Source organism: Paenibacillus sp. FSL M7-1046 (assembly GCF_038007405.1).
Classification (GTDB): Bacteria; Bacillota; Bacilli; order Paenibacillales; family Paenibacillaceae; genus Paenibacillus_AQ.
Map to the genome: position 1 here is coordinate 6,229,163 of NZ_JBBOXB010000001.1, position 16,597 is coordinate 6,245,759.

At 45.6% G+C, this 16,597-nt stretch carries 12 protein-coding genes and 1 pseudogene; 3 read left to right on the plus strand and 10 right to left on the minus strand.

The features are described from left to right. Nucleotides 1-22: 22 nt before the first annotated feature. The 8 genes and pseudogenes from NYE29_RS27690 to NYE29_RS27720 form a co-directional block, all read right to left on the minus strand. Complete coding sequence (locus NYE29_RS27690) at nt 23-862, minus strand: sugar ABC transporter permease (protein ID WP_083675727.1); 840 nt, start codon at nt 860-862, stop codon at nt 23-25. Further along, nucleotides 862-2,127, minus strand: a complete 1,266-nt coding sequence (locus NYE29_RS27695; RefSeq protein WP_340898343.1) for a carbohydrate ABC transporter permease — start codon at nt 2,125-2,127, stop codon at nt 862-864. The genes NYE29_RS27690 and NYE29_RS27695 overlap by 1 nt, the downstream gene beginning before the upstream one ends. Before the next feature lie 229 nt (nt 2,128-2,356). Continuing rightward, on the minus strand, nt 2,357-3,676 hold the full coding sequence (locus NYE29_RS27700; RefSeq protein ID WP_340898344.1) for a sugar ABC transporter substrate-binding protein: 1,320 nt from the start codon (nt 3,674-3,676) through the stop codon (nt 2,357-2,359). A gap of 43 nt (nt 3,677-3,719) precedes the next feature. Then, nucleotides 3,720-4,307 carry a histidine phosphatase family protein gene (locus tag NYE29_RS27705; RefSeq protein ID WP_340898345.1) on the minus strand — a complete coding sequence of 196 codons (588 nt, stop codon included), beginning with the start codon at nt 4,305-4,307 and terminating at the stop codon, nt 3,720-3,722. Nucleotides 4,308-4,840: 533 nt separating this feature from the next. Continuing rightward, nucleotides 4,841-5,203 (minus strand): hypothetical protein, encoded by a 363-nt coding sequence (locus NYE29_RS27710; RefSeq protein WP_340898346.1) that lies wholly within the window; start codon nt 5,201-5,203, stop codon nt 4,841-4,843. Then, nucleotides 5,169-9,425, minus strand: a complete 4,257-nt coding sequence (locus NYE29_RS27715) for a carbohydrate binding domain-containing protein (RefSeq protein WP_445322222.1) — start codon at nt 9,423-9,425, stop codon at nt 5,169-5,171. Before NYE29_RS27715 ends, NYE29_RS27710 begins: the two co-directional genes overlap by 35 nt. After that, nucleotides 9,426-10,994, minus strand: a pseudogene (locus NYE29_RS34665) (alpha-amylase); the annotation flags it as partial. 244 nt (nt 10,995-11,238) lie between these two features. Then, the gene (locus NYE29_RS27720) at nt 11,239-11,961 is read right to left on the minus strand and encodes a response regulator transcription factor (RefSeq protein ID WP_340898348.1); all 723 of its coding nucleotides are present in this window, start codon (nt 11,959-11,961) and stop codon (nt 11,239-11,241) included. Between the two features lie 446 nt (nt 11,962-12,407). Here NYE29_RS27720 and NYE29_RS27725 point away from each other — a divergent pair, with 446 nt between their 5' ends. After that, nucleotides 12,408-13,208, plus strand: coding sequence for a CPBP family intramembrane glutamic endopeptidase (locus tag NYE29_RS27725; RefSeq protein ID WP_340898349.1), 801 nt, complete (start codon nt 12,408-12,410; stop codon nt 13,206-13,208). A 139-nt stretch (nt 13,209-13,347) separates the two neighbouring features. Here NYE29_RS27725 and NYE29_RS27730 read toward each other — a convergent pair whose 3' ends face one another. Next, nucleotides 13,348-13,833, minus strand: coding sequence for a GNAT family N-acetyltransferase (locus tag NYE29_RS27730; protein ID WP_340898350.1), 486 nt, complete (start codon nt 13,831-13,833; stop codon nt 13,348-13,350). Nucleotides 13,834-14,005: 172 nt separating this feature from the next. Here NYE29_RS27730 and NYE29_RS27735 point away from each other — a divergent pair, with 172 nt between their 5' ends. Beyond that, nucleotides 14,006-14,365, plus strand: a complete 360-nt coding sequence (locus NYE29_RS27735) for a MarR family winged helix-turn-helix transcriptional regulator (RefSeq protein ID WP_340898351.1) — start codon at nt 14,006-14,008, stop codon at nt 14,363-14,365. A 48-nt stretch (nt 14,366-14,413) separates the two neighbouring features. Continuing rightward, on the plus strand, nt 14,414-15,637 hold the full coding sequence (locus tag NYE29_RS27740; protein ID WP_340898352.1) for an epoxide hydrolase family protein: 1,224 nt from the start codon (nt 14,414-14,416) through the stop codon (nt 15,635-15,637). Here NYE29_RS27740 and NYE29_RS27745 read toward each other — a convergent pair. After that, nucleotides 15,634-16,593: an NAD(P)H-dependent flavin oxidoreductase gene (locus NYE29_RS27745; protein ID WP_340898353.1), complete on the minus strand. Its 960-nt coding sequence runs from the start codon at nt 16,591-16,593 to the stop codon at nt 15,634-15,636. The two genes, NYE29_RS27740 and NYE29_RS27745, sit on opposite strands and share 4 nt — an antisense overlap. Nucleotides 16,594-16,597 lie beyond the last annotated feature (4 nt).

Sequence of the window (16,597 nt, forward strand, 5' to 3'; positions counted from 1 at the left end):
TCTTCCTTAAACAATTTAACGGTTATCCTTTTTCGGCTCCTGCAGTCAGCCCCTCCACCAAGAAGCGCTGGAAGCACATAAATACGATTGTAATTGGCAATGCAACCAATACGCATCCTGCGGCAAAAATGGTAAACTGCGTAGAAAACTGAGTATTTACCATGTTATACAATCCCACTGCGAGTGTTTGCTGCTCCTTGGTACGCAGTACCATTTGGGCGAAGATAAAGTCGTTAAATGCCGCTGCAAACGAGGTAACAGCCAAGTACACAACTAAAGGTTTGGATAATGGCATAAATATTTTAAAGAATACGATCCAATGGTTGGCCCCGTCTATTCTTGCCGCTTCTTCCAAACTCCTTGGAATGGTGTCGAAAAAACCCTTAACAAGCAAATATCCCATAGCTGCCCCTGCGGAATATACAAATATCAGTGCAGAGTGAGTATTCAGCAAGTTCATGTTCAGGAGCAAAATATAGACCGCAATCATACTCATAAAGGATGGGAACATATTCAGAACGAACAACCCCGACATTAAGGTTTTCCGCCCCTTAAAACGGAACCGTGAAAACGCGTAGCCCGTCAGCAATACAAAAAAAGTACTGCAAATCATTGAAACAACAGCAATCTTCAGTGTGTTCACATACCACTGTGAAAAGGGGAAAGATTTAAACAGTTCCTTGTAATGCTCTATTGTAAATCGATCAGGAAGCAGGTGCTCACTGTACAGCGCAGTCCCTGGCCGAAAGGAGGCTAACACAACCCATATTGCCGGGTAGATGGTTATAATGGCGATAACTGCCAGCAGAATATGGTGGACTACAGTGCTGAACATATTCTTGAGTTTCAGTTTACTAACCATCAGTTAATCTCCTCCTCTGTAAACGAACGTGTCCGGCGCACATTCCAAATGGACAAGGTCGCCAGAATGACAAATATAATGATTCCAATTACGGAAGCGAAATTGTAATTTCCTTGGTTCATCGTCAAGTTATACAACCATGTGATCAGAATGTCCGTGCTTCCTGCAAATTGATATTCACTATTGGCCGGATTACCGTTAGTCAACAGGAATATAGCGCTGAAGCTGTTCACGTTGCCAGCGAACATACCAATAAGAATCGGAGATAACGAGAACATGACACTTGGGAAGGTGATCATTTTGAACTGCTGAAATGCCGATGCTCCATCAACATCCGCAGCCTGATACAGCTCTTTGGAGATGGTGGTCAGAATCCCGATAATGAGCAGCATGGATATAGGATAACCATGCCATAGATTAACCAGCAGAACCGTTGCCTTGGCCCAAGTTGGATCCGAGAGCCACGACGGGCCCTGTATACCAAACCACTTCAGATACTGGTTAATAGGACCAAACTGGGAGTTAAACATGTTGCGCATAACCAAATAGGAGACAAAGCTCGGAATTGCAAATGGCAGGATATAGATTGTGCGCCATAAAGGCTTCATGCGGGTACGCGAATTCTGTACAAGCAGCGCTACCGCAAAGCCCCCGAAAAATGTGGATAGCGTTGCAAGTATTGCCCAGATGACATTCCAAGTGAATACTCCATAAAATGTCTTGGCCCATTTGCTTAACGTAAACAGTTCTTTAAAGGCATCGAAGCCAATCCAGTCTATCAAATTGGCTGGAGGCAGATGCTTTGGCGAAGAGTAATTCGTAAAAGCAATCATTACCGAGAATACTAGAGGCAATACAGTGAAGAACAATACAAATACAAGCGGGAGAGCAATTATGAACTGTGGAAATTTATGCTGATTAACATAATGTACCGTTTCTATGAATGTATGGGGTGTAATCCCTTGTTCGCGGGACTTCCCTGTTGTATATGCATCTTTAATGTTCGCAATGTACATATAAACAAAGACAATAAGTCCGAATAGGACAATCAAGGCCTGAACAATAAGGAAAATCGAATGATCTCCGGGAACCATCTTATATATTTTACCGACAAGCTCTAAGTGCTGCGCATTCTCGCCAAGGGTAAAGATCCCCCATAATGCTTCTTTCAGGTTAAAGATAATGTAATATAACCCACAACCATATAATAGGAGCATCAGAATTCCCTTTATGTATTGGCGATTATAGATTTGCCCTAAACCCATTGCTAGAACGGAGAGAATTGTAGCCATCTTCCTATTCTGGTTCATCTTCAGTGACACATCTCCTTTAAATGAAGCAATTATTGAACGTGAACTTGAGAATCTTACGTTTTAAAATGGCTGATTACCCGGTACATAGGGCTTCCCAGCCATTTCGCCGCCTCATTCTCAAGTTCATCTTATACCCACTTATTCAGCGGACAATTGCCAATTTTGTATTCTGCTTCGAAATCTATTTCTTTCCTTGTTGTTCGATACCGGTCTTAATATCAGCAACAGACTTGTCTAAAGTCTCCTTCACATCTGCACCATCCCAAATTAATTCCAGTGAAGCAGTCGATGGTCCCCAAATTTGAGTTGCAGGCAAAATGTTCGGCATTGGCTGGGAGTTTTTAATTTGTTCGGTGAAGGCTTTTGCAACTTCATTGTTTGCAACAGCCGGGTCCGAATCCATACCGTTGCGTGAAGGAATGAGACCCGTCAATTCAAAGTTTTTCTTCGCAGCAGCTTCAGTAGTGGCAAAATGAATGAAGAGTTTCGCAGCGTTAGGGTATTGGCTGAAAGAGCTTACATAATAAGCTTTAACGCCTGAGAAGCTGATCGGTGCTTTACCATTTGGCATAGGAGGAAGCGGAACAGCTCCTACTTCAAATCCAAGTTTTTCAGTTGTAAAGTTGCTCAATTGGGAAACGCCATCCATATTGATTGGCAGCTTACCGGTTTGGAACAGGTTCGTTTTTACGTCTGCGGTAGCATCTACACCTTTAATCGGCAGCGCCTCACGCAGGCTTTGGAAAAACTTCATACCTTCAACAGCTCCATCATTGTTCAAACCAATATCGGTTGGATCTGTGCCGTTAGCACCAAAAACATACCCGCCGCTTCCGGCAATCCATGAATAGTTATAGTAGAAATCGGTCACTTGCCACATAAAGCCGAACTTGTTATTCGCTACGTCATTATAGCCCTTGGCAAATTTGATAATGTTGTCCCATGATGCGAGATCTTCCTCTTTCACGAGGCTCTTATTGTAGTACAATAGGTACGTTTCTACGTTACGAGGGTAACCATAGATCATACCGTCCAGTGATACGGCATCAACTAATTTTTCAGGATAATTAGCCACTGTATCTTCTGAGTAGAAATCGTTAGGAAGGACGATCCCGGAAGCGACTGCATCACCAAGCGTATTATGAGGCATAACCAGAACGTCAGCGCCCAGTCCTGCAGGGCCGTCAGTTTTCAATTTTTTACGTTGCTCCGTTGACGGTACTTCCTGGAATTCAACCGGGATATTGTATTTAGCTGTAAACTCTTTTGCAATCGCATCAAGGAAAGGTTTCTCATCTTTAGCTTCCCAGACTACTAACTTCGCGCCGGCTTCAGGAGCAAGCCCCTCTTCCCCTACGTTTTCTGCAGCTCCTTGAGTATTGTTTGCAGCAGCAGGACTTGCGCTTGACGTCGGCGTATTGTCTTTATTAGATGAACATGCACTAACAGAAAAAGCTGTAATAAGTGCTGTCAACAGTAATGTTGCCTTTTTGAATTCCATTGTGTGAAACCCCTTTCAATCTATTGTGTTTGTTGTTGCAGTTTTAATCAGACACATGAACCCCAAGATGCTCTGTATGGACTACGGCAGACTCGCATTTACCAGCAGCATTCATAACGAACTGTACAATTCCCGCATTGTAGACAGGGATGAGGTCGCCAGGGTTAGCGATTTGTTTCAAGTCCGCTGTGGACTGCCCGTGCCCAAATACGACAATATGTTCATCCGTCCCGAGTTCCGGAGCAATATGAGCATCGTAGAAGGACTGAACTCTTACTCTAACTGAGCTCGGTACTTCCGGCCATACCGGCCACCATCGCTTGCTTTCATCATGTGTATGTATGAATCGCACATTTTGGTAACCGCTTTCAATTTGAGCGCAACTCTGCCACTCGTAATCCCGATAATACGTCCAAGGCTCCAGGAACATCTCTGACATTTCAGGAACAAGAATTACCGGCAAATTACAGAACCGCGCAAGAGGCAATGCTGATAAAATCGCTCTTCGAAGTGGACTACAATAAATGACCCTAACTTTAATGTTCCGGAAGAAGGATGGGATTTGTTCGGCTTGCCAATAACCTATAGCGGACAGCTCACAATCCGCACCTCCCCCTTTCCCGATATTCATTGTCGACTGTCCATGTCGAATGACATACAGATGCAATAGTTGTATTCACCCCCTTTCCGTATTATAAAAGCTATGAACGCTTATCACCGTGATGCAATCATAGTGAAATACGTTTCATAAATATTTACTATCGTTTCATAATCATTTAATCATAGATATTAAGATTTGTGAAGTGTTTTCACCTTAATTCAGCAAAATATTATAAATTTCCGCCTATATTGACCTTATTATCGACATGAACTCAGAATATAGTAATGCTTTTAGTGAAATATATACTAAAATAACTTTGTTTATTTCATTGTTATTCATCGTTTGTTTCATGATAACAAATCATTATGATTCACATATTATTAGAATTCCAATGATTTTCCATTACTGAAACTTATACGGATGGAAATATCAATGTGCAAAAGAATGCTATATGTTTTTGTTGTTCATTGACGGTGGTTCATTGAAAAGAGGTCAGCCAGAAAACTGGCCGACCTCTTTGTGTTGTTGCGGGGAATTTGTAATTCAATAATAGCCTTCCGCTATTATCTGCCGATACGTGCGAATGGTGCAGTCAATAAATCGATGTCGCCCCACTCTTTAGGAGAGTTGGAATCCGAAACCCCTGGCGTGTTCGAAGTCCCTGAATCATTTGGAAGGGTGTCCATTGGCGAGTACTCGCCTTGGTGCAGCATTACGCCGATACCTGCATTTTCAATATCCGGATTCCCGAGTGCGCTGAGAGGAATTTTCGCTTCATAGAGCGTGTCACGATTTGGATCGTGGCCAAGTGCCATGAGGTTTACAAGCTTGCTTGGATCATTAACATCATCAGCATCTTTCACGCCCCACAGGGATGTATAACCTTTGCCTTTAGCAAATTGCTGCTGAGAAGTTATTTGCAGCATCGAAAGCTTTTATGGTGTAGGTATACGATGTTTCTTCAGCCAAACCGGTGTCCGTGAATGCAGGTGTTGTTGATGTTCCTGCTTTTACTGTACCACGATAGATGTCGTAACCTGCTACAGCCACATTATCTGTTGAAGCTGCCCAGGACAGACTCACCGTTGAAGTTGTCTTACCGGTCGATATAAGACTGGCTGGAACGCTTGGCGCCTCTGTATCGGTTCCGGCTGAAGTTTCAACGGTTACTTCGTTGCTGGCAGCGGAGAAATTATTTGCAGCATCTCGAGCACGGACTTGGTACTTGTAAGTCGTACCTTCCGTTACCGTGCTGTCGATAAAAGTTGTTGCATTCACCGTAAATGTCTCCGTGCTTGTACCAGCCTTACGGGTAATTTGATAATCTGCTACGCCAACATTGTCAGTAGAGGCACCCCAAGTCAAGGTGATCGTCTTAGGAGTTCCACTGCTGAGATTGCCAGCCAGGTTAGCTGGAACTGAAGGAGCAATCGTATCTACTCCCACCGGTTTCTCCCCAAGCTTCACTTGTCCTGCAGCATTATTGTTGCCAGGAATGTAAATATTGTCGCCTGCGTTGAAGAAGTAGTTCTTCTGATTGTTGGTGTCCCAAACATTGCTTCCGTTATTGAAACAAGCTTCCAGACGGCTAGCGGTTCCAATATCAACAGTTATTTTTTTGTAGCCGGGGTTCAACGAATCATTCTCCATCTTCACACCTGGAACGGATGTCCAGGTACCACCCTCGGCGCGATAATGAATGTTTACATTTGTCCAGCCCTCTTTGTAGTAGACGGTAACCTTATTTCCTGGCTTTGGACCTTCCGGTTTACCAGCGGTCACTTTACCTGTGTCATAGGTATTGTCGCCTATATTGAAGAAATAGTTCTTTTGATTGTTGCTGTCCCATTGACCGCTGCCATTGTTGAATGCTACCTCTGCTCGTGTTGCCGATGAGGTTCCCAGGTCAATCGTGTGCACAGCATATCCCGGAATTACAGAATCCTCCATCTTCACACCAGGACTGGCTGTCCAGTTGCCACCTTCAGCGCGGTAGTGAATGTAGGGAGTTGCGTATCCCTTTTTGTAGTAAACCGTAACGGTGTTGTCTGTGCCTTGTTCAGGCGGGTTAGTCTTAACGCTGAGCTCGTTACTTGGATCGGAGGTTCCGCCGGATTGGCTTCTGGCAATAACTTTATAGGTATACGTTGTTTCTGCAGTCAAGCCTGTGTCCTTATAAGTTACTGCTGTAGCCGATCCAACCTTTACATTGTTGCGGTATACGTCGTATCCGGCAATTCCGGAGCTGTCAGTGGACGCATTCCAAGTCAATGTTACTGTCTTGTCTGTCTTTACAGAACTAACCAGGTTCGACGGTGCCGTCGGTTTAGTCACGACACGTGGATCTGTATCAGACCAAGCGTTTCCGTCATACCAGCCTGTTGCTGTTCTGGTGAATCCAGCTTGGTTCTGAGCAGGCACTTGTTTGCCTGTGCTGTCTTTAAAGATAATTGTAGCTTGTTCAGCTTTGTCGAAGCTGTAGACATACCAGTCTCCGCCAGCGCTTATCATAGCTGGAGCTGTAGCCCAGGTTGGGTCATTGTCCTTAGGTGCTGTGTCGTAGAAGTAAATGGAAGGTGTTCCCCATCCAGCCGGTTTCTTGAGGTAAACTTCCAGCTTGGCGTTAGGATCACCCTTAGTAAAATCGTGCGACGCCGTACCTTCGCCATTTTCATTCGTGGCGTACATCTTCAGTGTTTTCGTGTCATTAATGGCCATATCTGCGCCAATTGTGATTGTTGTTCCATTGGTAAATGCAGTTCCGTTAACCGGATCACTGCCATCCAGCGTGTACTTGCCACTGTCTGCATTCTTGATCGAAAGCGTTACAGAGGTAGTTTCGGTTTTGAATTTACCGCCTGCTGGTGAAGCCGTCAGAACCGGGAACTTTTTGTTTACGCCAACATTTTCAATCAGAATAACACCATTGGTTCCAGCGGTAAATTTGGCCTTACCTCCGCTTACAACTACTTCGTTCTGCGTGTAAGTATCGCGTACCTTAGTGCCATCCGGGAAGATGCCGGATACATTCACATCCACAGTTCCGGAAGCTCCTGTAGCCACGACTACTTTATCCAGAACATCATCCTTCTCATAGGTGCGTGAGAACGTATAAGGACTGTCTGCAATTTTCTTATGAGTTCCTGCACCTACTGCAATGTGATTGTTTCTAAATTGCCCAATCTTCTGCCAGTGTGATAGAACTCCTTGGTTAATGCCGCTCCAGTTCATGGATGAACGCGAACCCTGATCCGGGTCAGAGCCGGTAGCCCCGAACGGTCTTGCCGTCTCATCTCCATAGAATGTTTGCACTCCGCCCGGAAGAAGGAGCAGCGCGGTACCTGCTTGAATCAGGTTTCCACGGTTGTACAACCCTTTATCGTGGGAAGAAAGGTAGCTGAGCATATTGTAGTTAGGCAGATCTCCGTTTAATTCACTTGCATACCGGGAGAATAGCCCTTCCAGGTCGCTCATATTTGCGCTTTGGAAGGAGAAGTTGATTAAGGAATCAAACCCGTTATCGAAATAAGTGCCGGTTCTTCCGAGGCCATGACCCCACACTTCCCCGGTCATCCAGAAGTTATCTGTCCAATCTGCTCCCGGTTTCGTTGGGTTGTTCTGCCTCCATTTCGCAAGGGAACTGCTTGCGCTTGTTTTGAGTTCTTTCCATCTATCGGCTTGAACATGCTTCGCAGTATCGATACGGAAACCATCAATTCCGAACTCTTCGACCCATGAGGACAGCCATTTAATCATGTAATCCTTAGGAGCGGCGTTCAAATCTTTGCGGTACTGCTTGGCAGCCGGAACGATCCAGTTGTCGTAACCGCTTGTTTCTTTGTTGAACTTCGTCTTCATTACCGGTGGCAGACCGGTGCCACTAGTGGATTCGGTCTTGATATCAGGCAGGAACCCTACACACAGCGTCTGATCGTTGCCACCGCATTGATCGTAACCTGCAATATTGTTGGCACGAATCCAGCTACTTCCCCACCAGGAAGCCCATGCACTGGAATTATTCGTATTCATAATGTTATTGTGCGTGTGCCAGTTCTGGCCTTGGCCTTTGTCCGGAATCCAGCTGCTGGCGAGTCCGCCGCGGTCACCGTATCCGTATTCCGCCATATCCACAAGTGTCGGATAAGCGACATGGTTTATAACCACGTCCAGGACAACGCGAATTCCCTTGGTGTGAGCGAGGTCAACGAACTCGCGCATTTCGTCAATGGTACCCATGCTCTTGTCCATTTCAGTAAAGTCAAGTCCATAGTAGCCATGGTAGCCATAGTGAGCAAAGTCACCATCTTTACCGCCTACCCAGCCGTGCATTTGTTCCCAAGGAGCTGTAATCCAAATCGCATTTGTACCCAGATCTGTGAAGTAGCCTTCCTCCAGTTTCTTGGTCAAACCTTTAATATCTCCACCGTGGAATGTACCCACATTCGAGCCCCATGCATCAGTCTTAGGTCTGCCATAAGCGCCGTCATTGCTAGTATTACCGTTATTGAAACGGTCTGTCATGACGAAGTAAACGTTTGCATTGTCCCAACTGAATGGGTTTACTTCTTGCTGCTGTCCACCGTTGCCGATTTTCACGACAGCAGGGACACTGTATGCTGATTTCTGCCCAATCGTATCTACAGCTCTGACTGTATAGGAGTAGGTTTTGTCATTCGCTATAGTGTTGTCTGAATATGCTGTTCCCGTGGCTTCGCCTTTTAGCGTACCGTCACGGTAAATCTCATATTTCACAACACCCTTGTCATCCGTGGAAGGACTCCATGTCAGGTTGACAGATGTTGTGCCTATTGCTGTTCCCTTCACATTCGTTGGCGCAGTTGGAAGCTGATCTTGCGTTCCTCCGCCGCCGACGGTAACAGTAGCCTCAACGCTGAAGCCTGATTTCTGTCCGATTGTATCTACAGCCTTGACTGTATAGGAGTAGGTCTTGTTGGCTGCTACTGTTGAATCGTTGTAAGTAGTGCTGGTGGATTCACCGATGAGAGCGCTGTCACGATAAACCTCGTATTTAGCTACTCCCTTGTCGTCAGTAGATGCTGTCCAACTCAGATTTACAGATGTAGTGCCTACTGCTGTTCCTTGTACATTTGTTGGTACTGTAGGGGCTTGATCGGTTGGAGTTGCCACATCTGGTACCCATACCGATACAGAACCGTCTTTAACCTTGAATGTACCATTACCGTTGGGGCCGATAGTTACCTTATCAGAGAAGTTGCCTGTGATATCTTTCCATTGTTCACCAGCGTGGCTTGTTCCCACATACATCGTTTTCGATCCGCCGGCACGGTCTGTCATGACCGTTGCCAATCCGGAGTTTGGTTTGGAAGCCAAACCTTCACGAGTCCAGCCGATCATGTCATCGCTATCAAGATAGTCGTTTTGTTTACCGTAAGCGTAATCCTTGCGTGCTTTCAGAAGCGGATCAAGCTTGCTCTTCAGCGATTTGATTTTTCCAGTTCCAGGACCTGCAGTGTTGCTGCTTCTGGTTCCATAGTAGTCACCATAGAATACTGAAGGATAACCTTCCTGTCGTGTCAGAGTGTACGCATAAGCGAGCGGTTTAAACCAATCAAGAACCTGTGCGCCATGAGCATCTGAACGGTCAGGCTGCGTATCATGATTCTCAATGAAAGTAACGGATTTATCCGAATTTGTTCCCGTCAATGTTCCGCTGGCCAGGTTGCGCATGCTATAACCTCCGTTGGAACTGGAAGCTGTCGCAAAGTTGTTGCGGAGCGGGAAATCAAATAAGGACATACTTTGATTCACTTTGCCCAGGTAGGAGTTCAATTCAGCTGTACCACCGATAAATTCACCGACAGTGAACAACTCTTTGCCTGTTTTGGCACGGGCATTTTCTACAAATTCCTCCATGAAGCCGTATTTGATATGTTTAACAGCATCTAGCCTGTAACCGTCCAGACCCATTTCATTGACATACCATACGCCCCATTTTTTTATTTCATCTGCAACTGCAGTGTTGTCAAAGTCAATGTCGGTACCCATCAGGTAGTCATAGTTACCGTTCTCGGTACTAACTTCCCAGTCCCATGCTTTGCCTGGATAGCGGTAAATTTTATCGTAGTCACCTGAACCGTCAAAGTGCGTCCAATTCCATTTGAAATTGGAATAGGCATTATTGCGGCCATCAAAATTGTATTTTGTCCAAACGTTTGTATTGAACTCGCCAATCGTCTGGTTGCGGTTGTTGCCCTGTACTTGTGTCACTTTAATGTTCTCGCTTTGATCGCCGCCCATCATATGGTTGACAACGATATCGCCGTAGACTTGAACATTGTTGTTGTGAAGCGAGTTGATCGCCGATTTCAGTTCAGCTTTTGTACCATATTTGGTACGTACGGTTCCTTTCTGGTTGAATTCACCCAGATCGTAGAAATCGTAAACGCCATAACCAACATCGTCGGTTCCCACATGGCCTTTATAAGCAGGCGGTATCCAGATTGCCGTGATCCCCACATCGCTCAGATTAGCTGCTTCGGCAGCAAGATGGTTCCAATGTCCACCATCCTTAGGTGTATTCCATTCGAAAAACTGCATCATCGTGTTATTAACCGGCGCGCTGCTGATTGTTGCAGACGCTGCTGTGGACGGTGCTGTCGGGGTCACTGTGGCCGCTGTTGCTTGGCCCGCTGGCAATACTGCAACGCTCCACAGCATTGAGCAGAGCAGCATCATGCTTAGTAAAACTTTGCAACTCTTTTTCACCATTAGCTTTTTTCTCCTCCTGTACCCTTTGGTATGAAACGAGTACGTAATCCGTAAACCAGCAAGCGATATACTGCTTAAAAGCTGGTTTTTCGCGGACTGCAATCGTTTGCATCCAAGTCCATCTTACCAACGTATGTTAAAGTCTAGTTAAAGTAATGAAATAAGTTTTTTTAGCAAAGTCTTAGATTATTCGATAAGCGGTGTTTTAATACTACGCATCCATGGATTCCATCAATAGTGAAACCGATCCGTTAAATTTATAGCCGGCACCTCTAACAGTATGGATATATAGCGGTTCACTCGGGTTTTTTTCAATTTTTTGCCGCAAGTTATAAATATGAACCATGACGGTTCGTATGTCCCCATGCTTAATGTCTTTCCAAATAAGATCATATAAGGTTTCGGTGTGGAATACGCGATTCGGGTTCTTTGCCAGAACAACAAGGAGTCGGAATTCTTTAGAGGATAAAGAGACTTCCTTGCCATAGACCATTACTGTGTGGGTAGTAGGATCGATCTGCAGGCCTGGATAAACAATTAAATGACGTTGATTAACAGGGAAAGCCCGTTTATACCTGCGGAGGTGTGCTCTGATTCGGGCGAGCAATACTTCAAAGCTGGAGGGTTTGGCAATAAATTCATCTGCCCCCCGGTTCAAGGCTTCAATTCTGAGATAATCTTCGGTATGATGACTTGTAAAAAGGACTGGTTTATCGCTGAATTTGCGCAATTCCGTGCATAAGTTCAAGCCGCCCGATCCTGGCATTGACAGGTCAATAATAATTAAATCAGGATCGTGAGAATGAATGAAGCTTACCAATGCTTGTCCGCTGTGAGGATATCCAACAGCTTCATATCCATGCTCTAGTAAGGATTGAACCAATATTTTGCGAGTTTCAGTATCATCATCAATGATTATGATTTTTTCCCGCATTCATTTTTCTCCTTTCACAAGATGTGTAAGCGCTTTCTTAATAATGTTAGAGAAACAGCCTAACTTCATTTCCAGGGTGGTCGTTTGCTGGCCTATCCCTAATTTAAACAATAGTTAAAAACAATCTTAACCTCTTGTAGATATTAACATTACAAGGTGAACTTTAGAGCGTGTACAAAGTCCTGTTATTTTCATACAAAAATATCATATGCTGTGGTATATCGCAACTATATAGACCACAATTAAGATTCTGGACAGTGAAAAGTTCTAAATTAAGAGCCCAAAAAAACTCAGGAAACTGGTATTCGTTATCGGAAGATTTGAATCTTTCCACTTTATGTGCAGCTTATAGTTGGAGGGAAAAACGGTTCTCTCCGCTTGAATTACCCGAAAAATCGGCAATCGCCGGAAAATTTAATGTATACTAAACCTGAGGTGAAGATATTTTGACAGACAAAAAAATCTTAGTCCAATTTACCCTACTGACCTTTAGCATAGCCTATCTAGTGTCAGGCATTTTGATTGCTCTTGGGCCGTTCGGTTATCGGGTTCACAATTGGGTGAACACATTGCCGCAATTTGCAATGAATATTCCGTTTGCCCTTTATATTTTGTCTCCCCCTATTGCTTGTTATATTGTTCTGAAGAGAAACAAGAAAATAACCGGTTTTAAGGAATGGTTGAAGACAGTTTTTTACGTCAAAAACAACATTTCTCTCTATCTGTTCGTTGTTGCAGGGCTTGCCCTGTATTTTTTGATTCATCTTGCCGTTACAGGCCAGACGGAATTGGCGCTCCCCTTCTATATGATCTTCTTTTCCCTGCCGGGTAATCTCATTATCGGTGGCTTGGAGGAAGCGGGCTGGATGTACATCCTGCAACCGGGGCTCGACAAAAAATATGGCTATCTGATCTCTTCTCTTGCCTTTGGATTCATTTGGGCTTTATGGCATATCCCGCTTTTTTTCATTCCGGGGACGAATCACGGAGAGGGACTGACTAATTTCTGGATGTTTACCGTGCAACTCTTTGCGTTTCGCTTTTTCCACGGGGCCCTCTATCGGATATCCGGCAAAGGCTGGGTGTTTATGAGCGTATTCTTCCACACGCTGTTCAATGCGGCGTCTCCGCTCTTGGGCACGATGACTATGACTTGGGCGGGAACGATTGCCGCCAATGCTGCAGTTGTTCTGGTTTCCATTGGAACCGTTATGCTATACAACCATAGAACCGGGCGAATGGCGTAAGAGGCATTCAAAAGAATACAAGTTGAACAGCTTTTTAACAAGCCAAATCCCGGTTCCGCCCTTGACTTTGACGTCGCGTCAACCTGTATCGGCCTTCTTCTCTTCCCGGTGATGCACCGTGGTCCATTCTCAGCTCAACTCATCTATTATATTTACATAATGAAAGCACGTCACAAGGCAAGCCTGATAGAGTTGTTGAACTTATGCAGGTATACCCGTGTTCAACATAAAACCTCCTTAAATTTTGATAGCTGGCAACTAAGGAAATATGTATTTCTGTACAATCGTTGTTAAATAATTCATTTTCTGAATGCTCTAATAATAACCTTCCGTAATCTTCACCTCTGTAGGATGGGAGGATAGCCAGTCTATCAATCATTCCAATCTCTCCTTCCTGCCGGGTGCCTATGGTCCCTATTGGTTCATTATTCACAAATAAAATCTTAACCGTTGAATTGTTAATTCTGGTTATTGCCATCGTTTCCGTTTCGAACGCAACATAATTGGGATATTCTGTTTCTGATACCTGAAGTAATTCGGTTCGTCTTTTAAATGATTCAGTAATAATCTTTGATACGGTTATGCCATCTTTGACGGCGGCTTTTCTTATCTCTGGCTGCTTCATGGATCTTCACCTCAATAGTGGATATTAGGAAGCTAATTCATTCATATTTACATTAGTAACTTATATTAATTAGTGATATAATTTCATCATGAAACCTAAAAACCATCTTACTGACCTTAATGTCGCCGATTTAACCCTGGTGCTCGAAAATTTGACGAGGATACTGATTCGGATGCCGTCCATTGAAAAACTAAGCTTCACAACATTATCTGTCCTGCACACCTTGTCGCGCAAAAGCCCCATACGGCTGACTGAGCTGACAGCCACTGAGCAGGTTACACAGTCCGCGATTACACAGCTCGTAACCCGGCTTGAACGGGACGGACTCGTTGAGCGCCGCCCGGATCCGAATGATGGCCGGGTCGTTCAAGTGCACATAACCGGACTTGGCGCAAATGTGATCGATTCGCGTCGCTTGGACCGCATGGCACAGCTCTCAAAGTTCATCCAAGGACTCAGCCTGGAGGAACAACAGGCCATTGCATCCGCAATACCCGCTTTGCAGCATCTGGCCGAACTGGGGAACGATTAGCACTCACCTTCGGGGAATAATATTTCATACGTACAGGGAGGAACTTTAATGACAAAGGCTCCATTTTCGCTTGAACCGACACCGATCTACGTTTCGGATGAATTGCTTGCTGATCTTCAAACTCGTCTGAAGTCTACGAGATGGCCTTTAGACGCCGGTAATGATGACTGGTTTTACGGGGTAAACCGGAACTATCTTGAGGGACTCGTTGATTACTGGATTCACGAGTTTGACTGGCGCAAAGCCGAGAAAGCGATCAACGTCTATGAACATTATAAAGTAGACATTGAGGGAGTTTCTGTGCATTTTATGCGTAAACCAGGCGTAGGACCAAACCCTACACCCTTAATTCTGTCCCATGGCTGGCCCTGGACATTCTGGCACTGGTCCAAGGTTATTGATCAGCTTGCGGATCCTGGCGCCTTCGGAGGCGATCCAGCCGAAGCCTTTGACGTAATCGTCCCCTCACTTCCCGGTTTCGGATTTTCGACGCCACTGCCGGACAACCCGGATATGAACTTTTGGAAAATTGCCGATCTCTGGCATACACTCATGACAGAGATCCTCGGCTATACTAAATACGCTGCAGGAGGATGCGATGTAGGCGCTCTCGTGACAGGTCAACTGGGACATAAATATCCGGATGAGCTCTATGCGATACACATTGGGTCAGCGCTGAAACTTAATTTCTTCAACGGGGAGCGCGCTTGGGATTTCGCAGGAGGCCGCCCTATACCCGGCAATATCCCTGAAGACATCCGGAAGGGGATTCTAAATCTGGATCGCCGTTTCGCCTCACATCTCGCCGTACATGTTCTTGATCCCGCCACCCTCGCCTTTGGACTAAGCGATTCGCCCGCAGGCATGCTCGCATGGATCTTGGAGCGCTGGGCAAGATGGAGTGATAATAAAGGCAACGTCGAGAATGTTTTTTCCAAGGACGACATCCTTACACACGCAACAATCTACTGGGTTAACAACGCCATCGAAACCTCAATACGCGTCTACGCCAACGCCAACCGCTATCCGTGGACACCCGCTCATGATCGCTGGCCTGTCATTGAGGCACCCACCGGTATTAGCTTCGTGGGCTACGAAAATCCGCCAGGGATCACAACCGAAAACCGCGTACAGAACTTCCTGGACAGCGATCGCGCTCCCTGGTATAACCATGTCAATATCACAGCCCATGCAGAAGGTGGACATTTTATCCCCTGGGAAATCCCGGACAAATGGACCGAGGACTTGCGCCGGACTTTCCGTGGACGCTAGCTTCCCCATTTTCCGCGAACCTTCTCCGCCTCTTGGACCATTCTATTGATCAATTCGGCGACGGTTGGGATATCATGGATCATGCCGGTCACTTGACCTGCCCAACCGAACCCCTCTTCTTCACAATCCTCATAAATCCAGCGTTTGTTGGCTTCACCGCTAATATATTCTTTTAATGCTTCATAGGTAGGGGTTACGCGCTCGATTTCGAGAATTTTCTCCGTGTAGGCACTTCGCAGTACCCTGGCCGGTGAATGGATGGAACGTTTGATCACTGTTGTATCCGCCTCCGAACTCTCAATCAAGGCTTTTTTGTAAGAGGCGGAGGCGTCCACACATTCCTGAGTGGCGATAAAGCGTGTCCCCATTTCAATACCTTCAGCACCAAGGGCATAGGCAGCCATCCAGCCCCGGCCATCCCCAATTCCACCTGAGGCAACGACGGGAATTTGAACAGCATCAACCACTTGCGGGACAAGCACCAGGGTTCCAACATCATCACGCCCTAAGTGCCCGCCGCCTTCCTGCCCGACAACAATCACCGCAGATGCGCCTAGCTGTTCCGCTTTTTGTGCTTGTCTTCGTGAGGAAACGAGTACCAGTGTTTTAATAGCCGTGGGTTTCATCATCTCTAGTATCGCTGAAGGATCTCCACCAGTGATCGTCACAGCGTGGACCTGCTCATCAATAGCAACCTGGACCCGATCCCTATAATTTAAATTATGGTTGCCAATAGCAAAATTGACACCAAAGGGTTGGCTCGTCAGGGTGCGCGCACGCTCAATTTCCGAGCGTAAGGCATCTGCATCCGGGAGACTCATAGCAGTAATTTGGCCTAATCCTCCTGCATTTGAAACCGCAGCCGCAAGATCTGCATAGGCTAAATAGGCAAGTCCCCCTTGAATAATAGGATACTTTATTTGTAACAATTCAGTTACCCGTGTAGCCCATTTCATCGTT

Excerpts from the sequence above, each read along its gene's own strand:
- NYE29_RS27690 (WP_083675727.1), bottom strand. The coding sequence starts at position 862 with ATGGTTAGTAAACTGAAACTCAAGAATATGTTCAGCACTGTAGTCCAC.
- NYE29_RS27695 (WP_340898343.1), bottom strand. The coding sequence starts at position 2,127 with ATGGGTTTAGGGCAAATCTATAATCGCCAATACATAAAGGGAATTCTG.
- NYE29_RS27700 (WP_340898344.1), bottom strand. The coding sequence starts at position 3,676 with ATGGAATTCAAAAAGGCAACATTACTGTTGACAGCACTTATTACAGCT.
- NYE29_RS27705 (WP_340898345.1), bottom strand. The coding sequence starts at position 4,307 with ATGAATATCGGGAAAGGGGGAGGTGCGGATTGTGAGCTGTCCGCTATA.
- NYE29_RS27710 (WP_340898346.1), bottom strand. The coding sequence starts at position 5,203 with ATGCTGCAAATAACTTCTCAGCAGCAATTTGCTAAAGGCAAAGGTTAT.
- NYE29_RS27720 (WP_340898348.1), bottom strand. The coding sequence starts at position 11,961 with ATGCGGGAAAAAATCATAATCATTGATGATGATACTGAAACTCGCAAA.
- NYE29_RS27730 (WP_340898350.1), bottom strand. The coding sequence starts at position 13,833 with ATGAAGCAGCCAGAGATAAGAAAAGCCGCCGTCAAAGATGGCATAACC.
- NYE29_RS27735 (WP_340898351.1), top strand. The coding sequence starts at position 14,006 with ATGCCGTCCATTGAAAAACTAAGCTTCACAACATTATCTGTCCTGCAC.
- NYE29_RS27740 (WP_340898352.1), top strand. The coding sequence starts at position 14,414 with ATGACAAAGGCTCCATTTTCGCTTGAACCGACACCGATCTACGTTTCG.
- NYE29_RS27745 (WP_340898353.1), bottom strand. The coding sequence starts at position 16,593 with ATGAAATGGGCTACACGGGTAACTGAATTGTTACAAATAAAGTATCCT.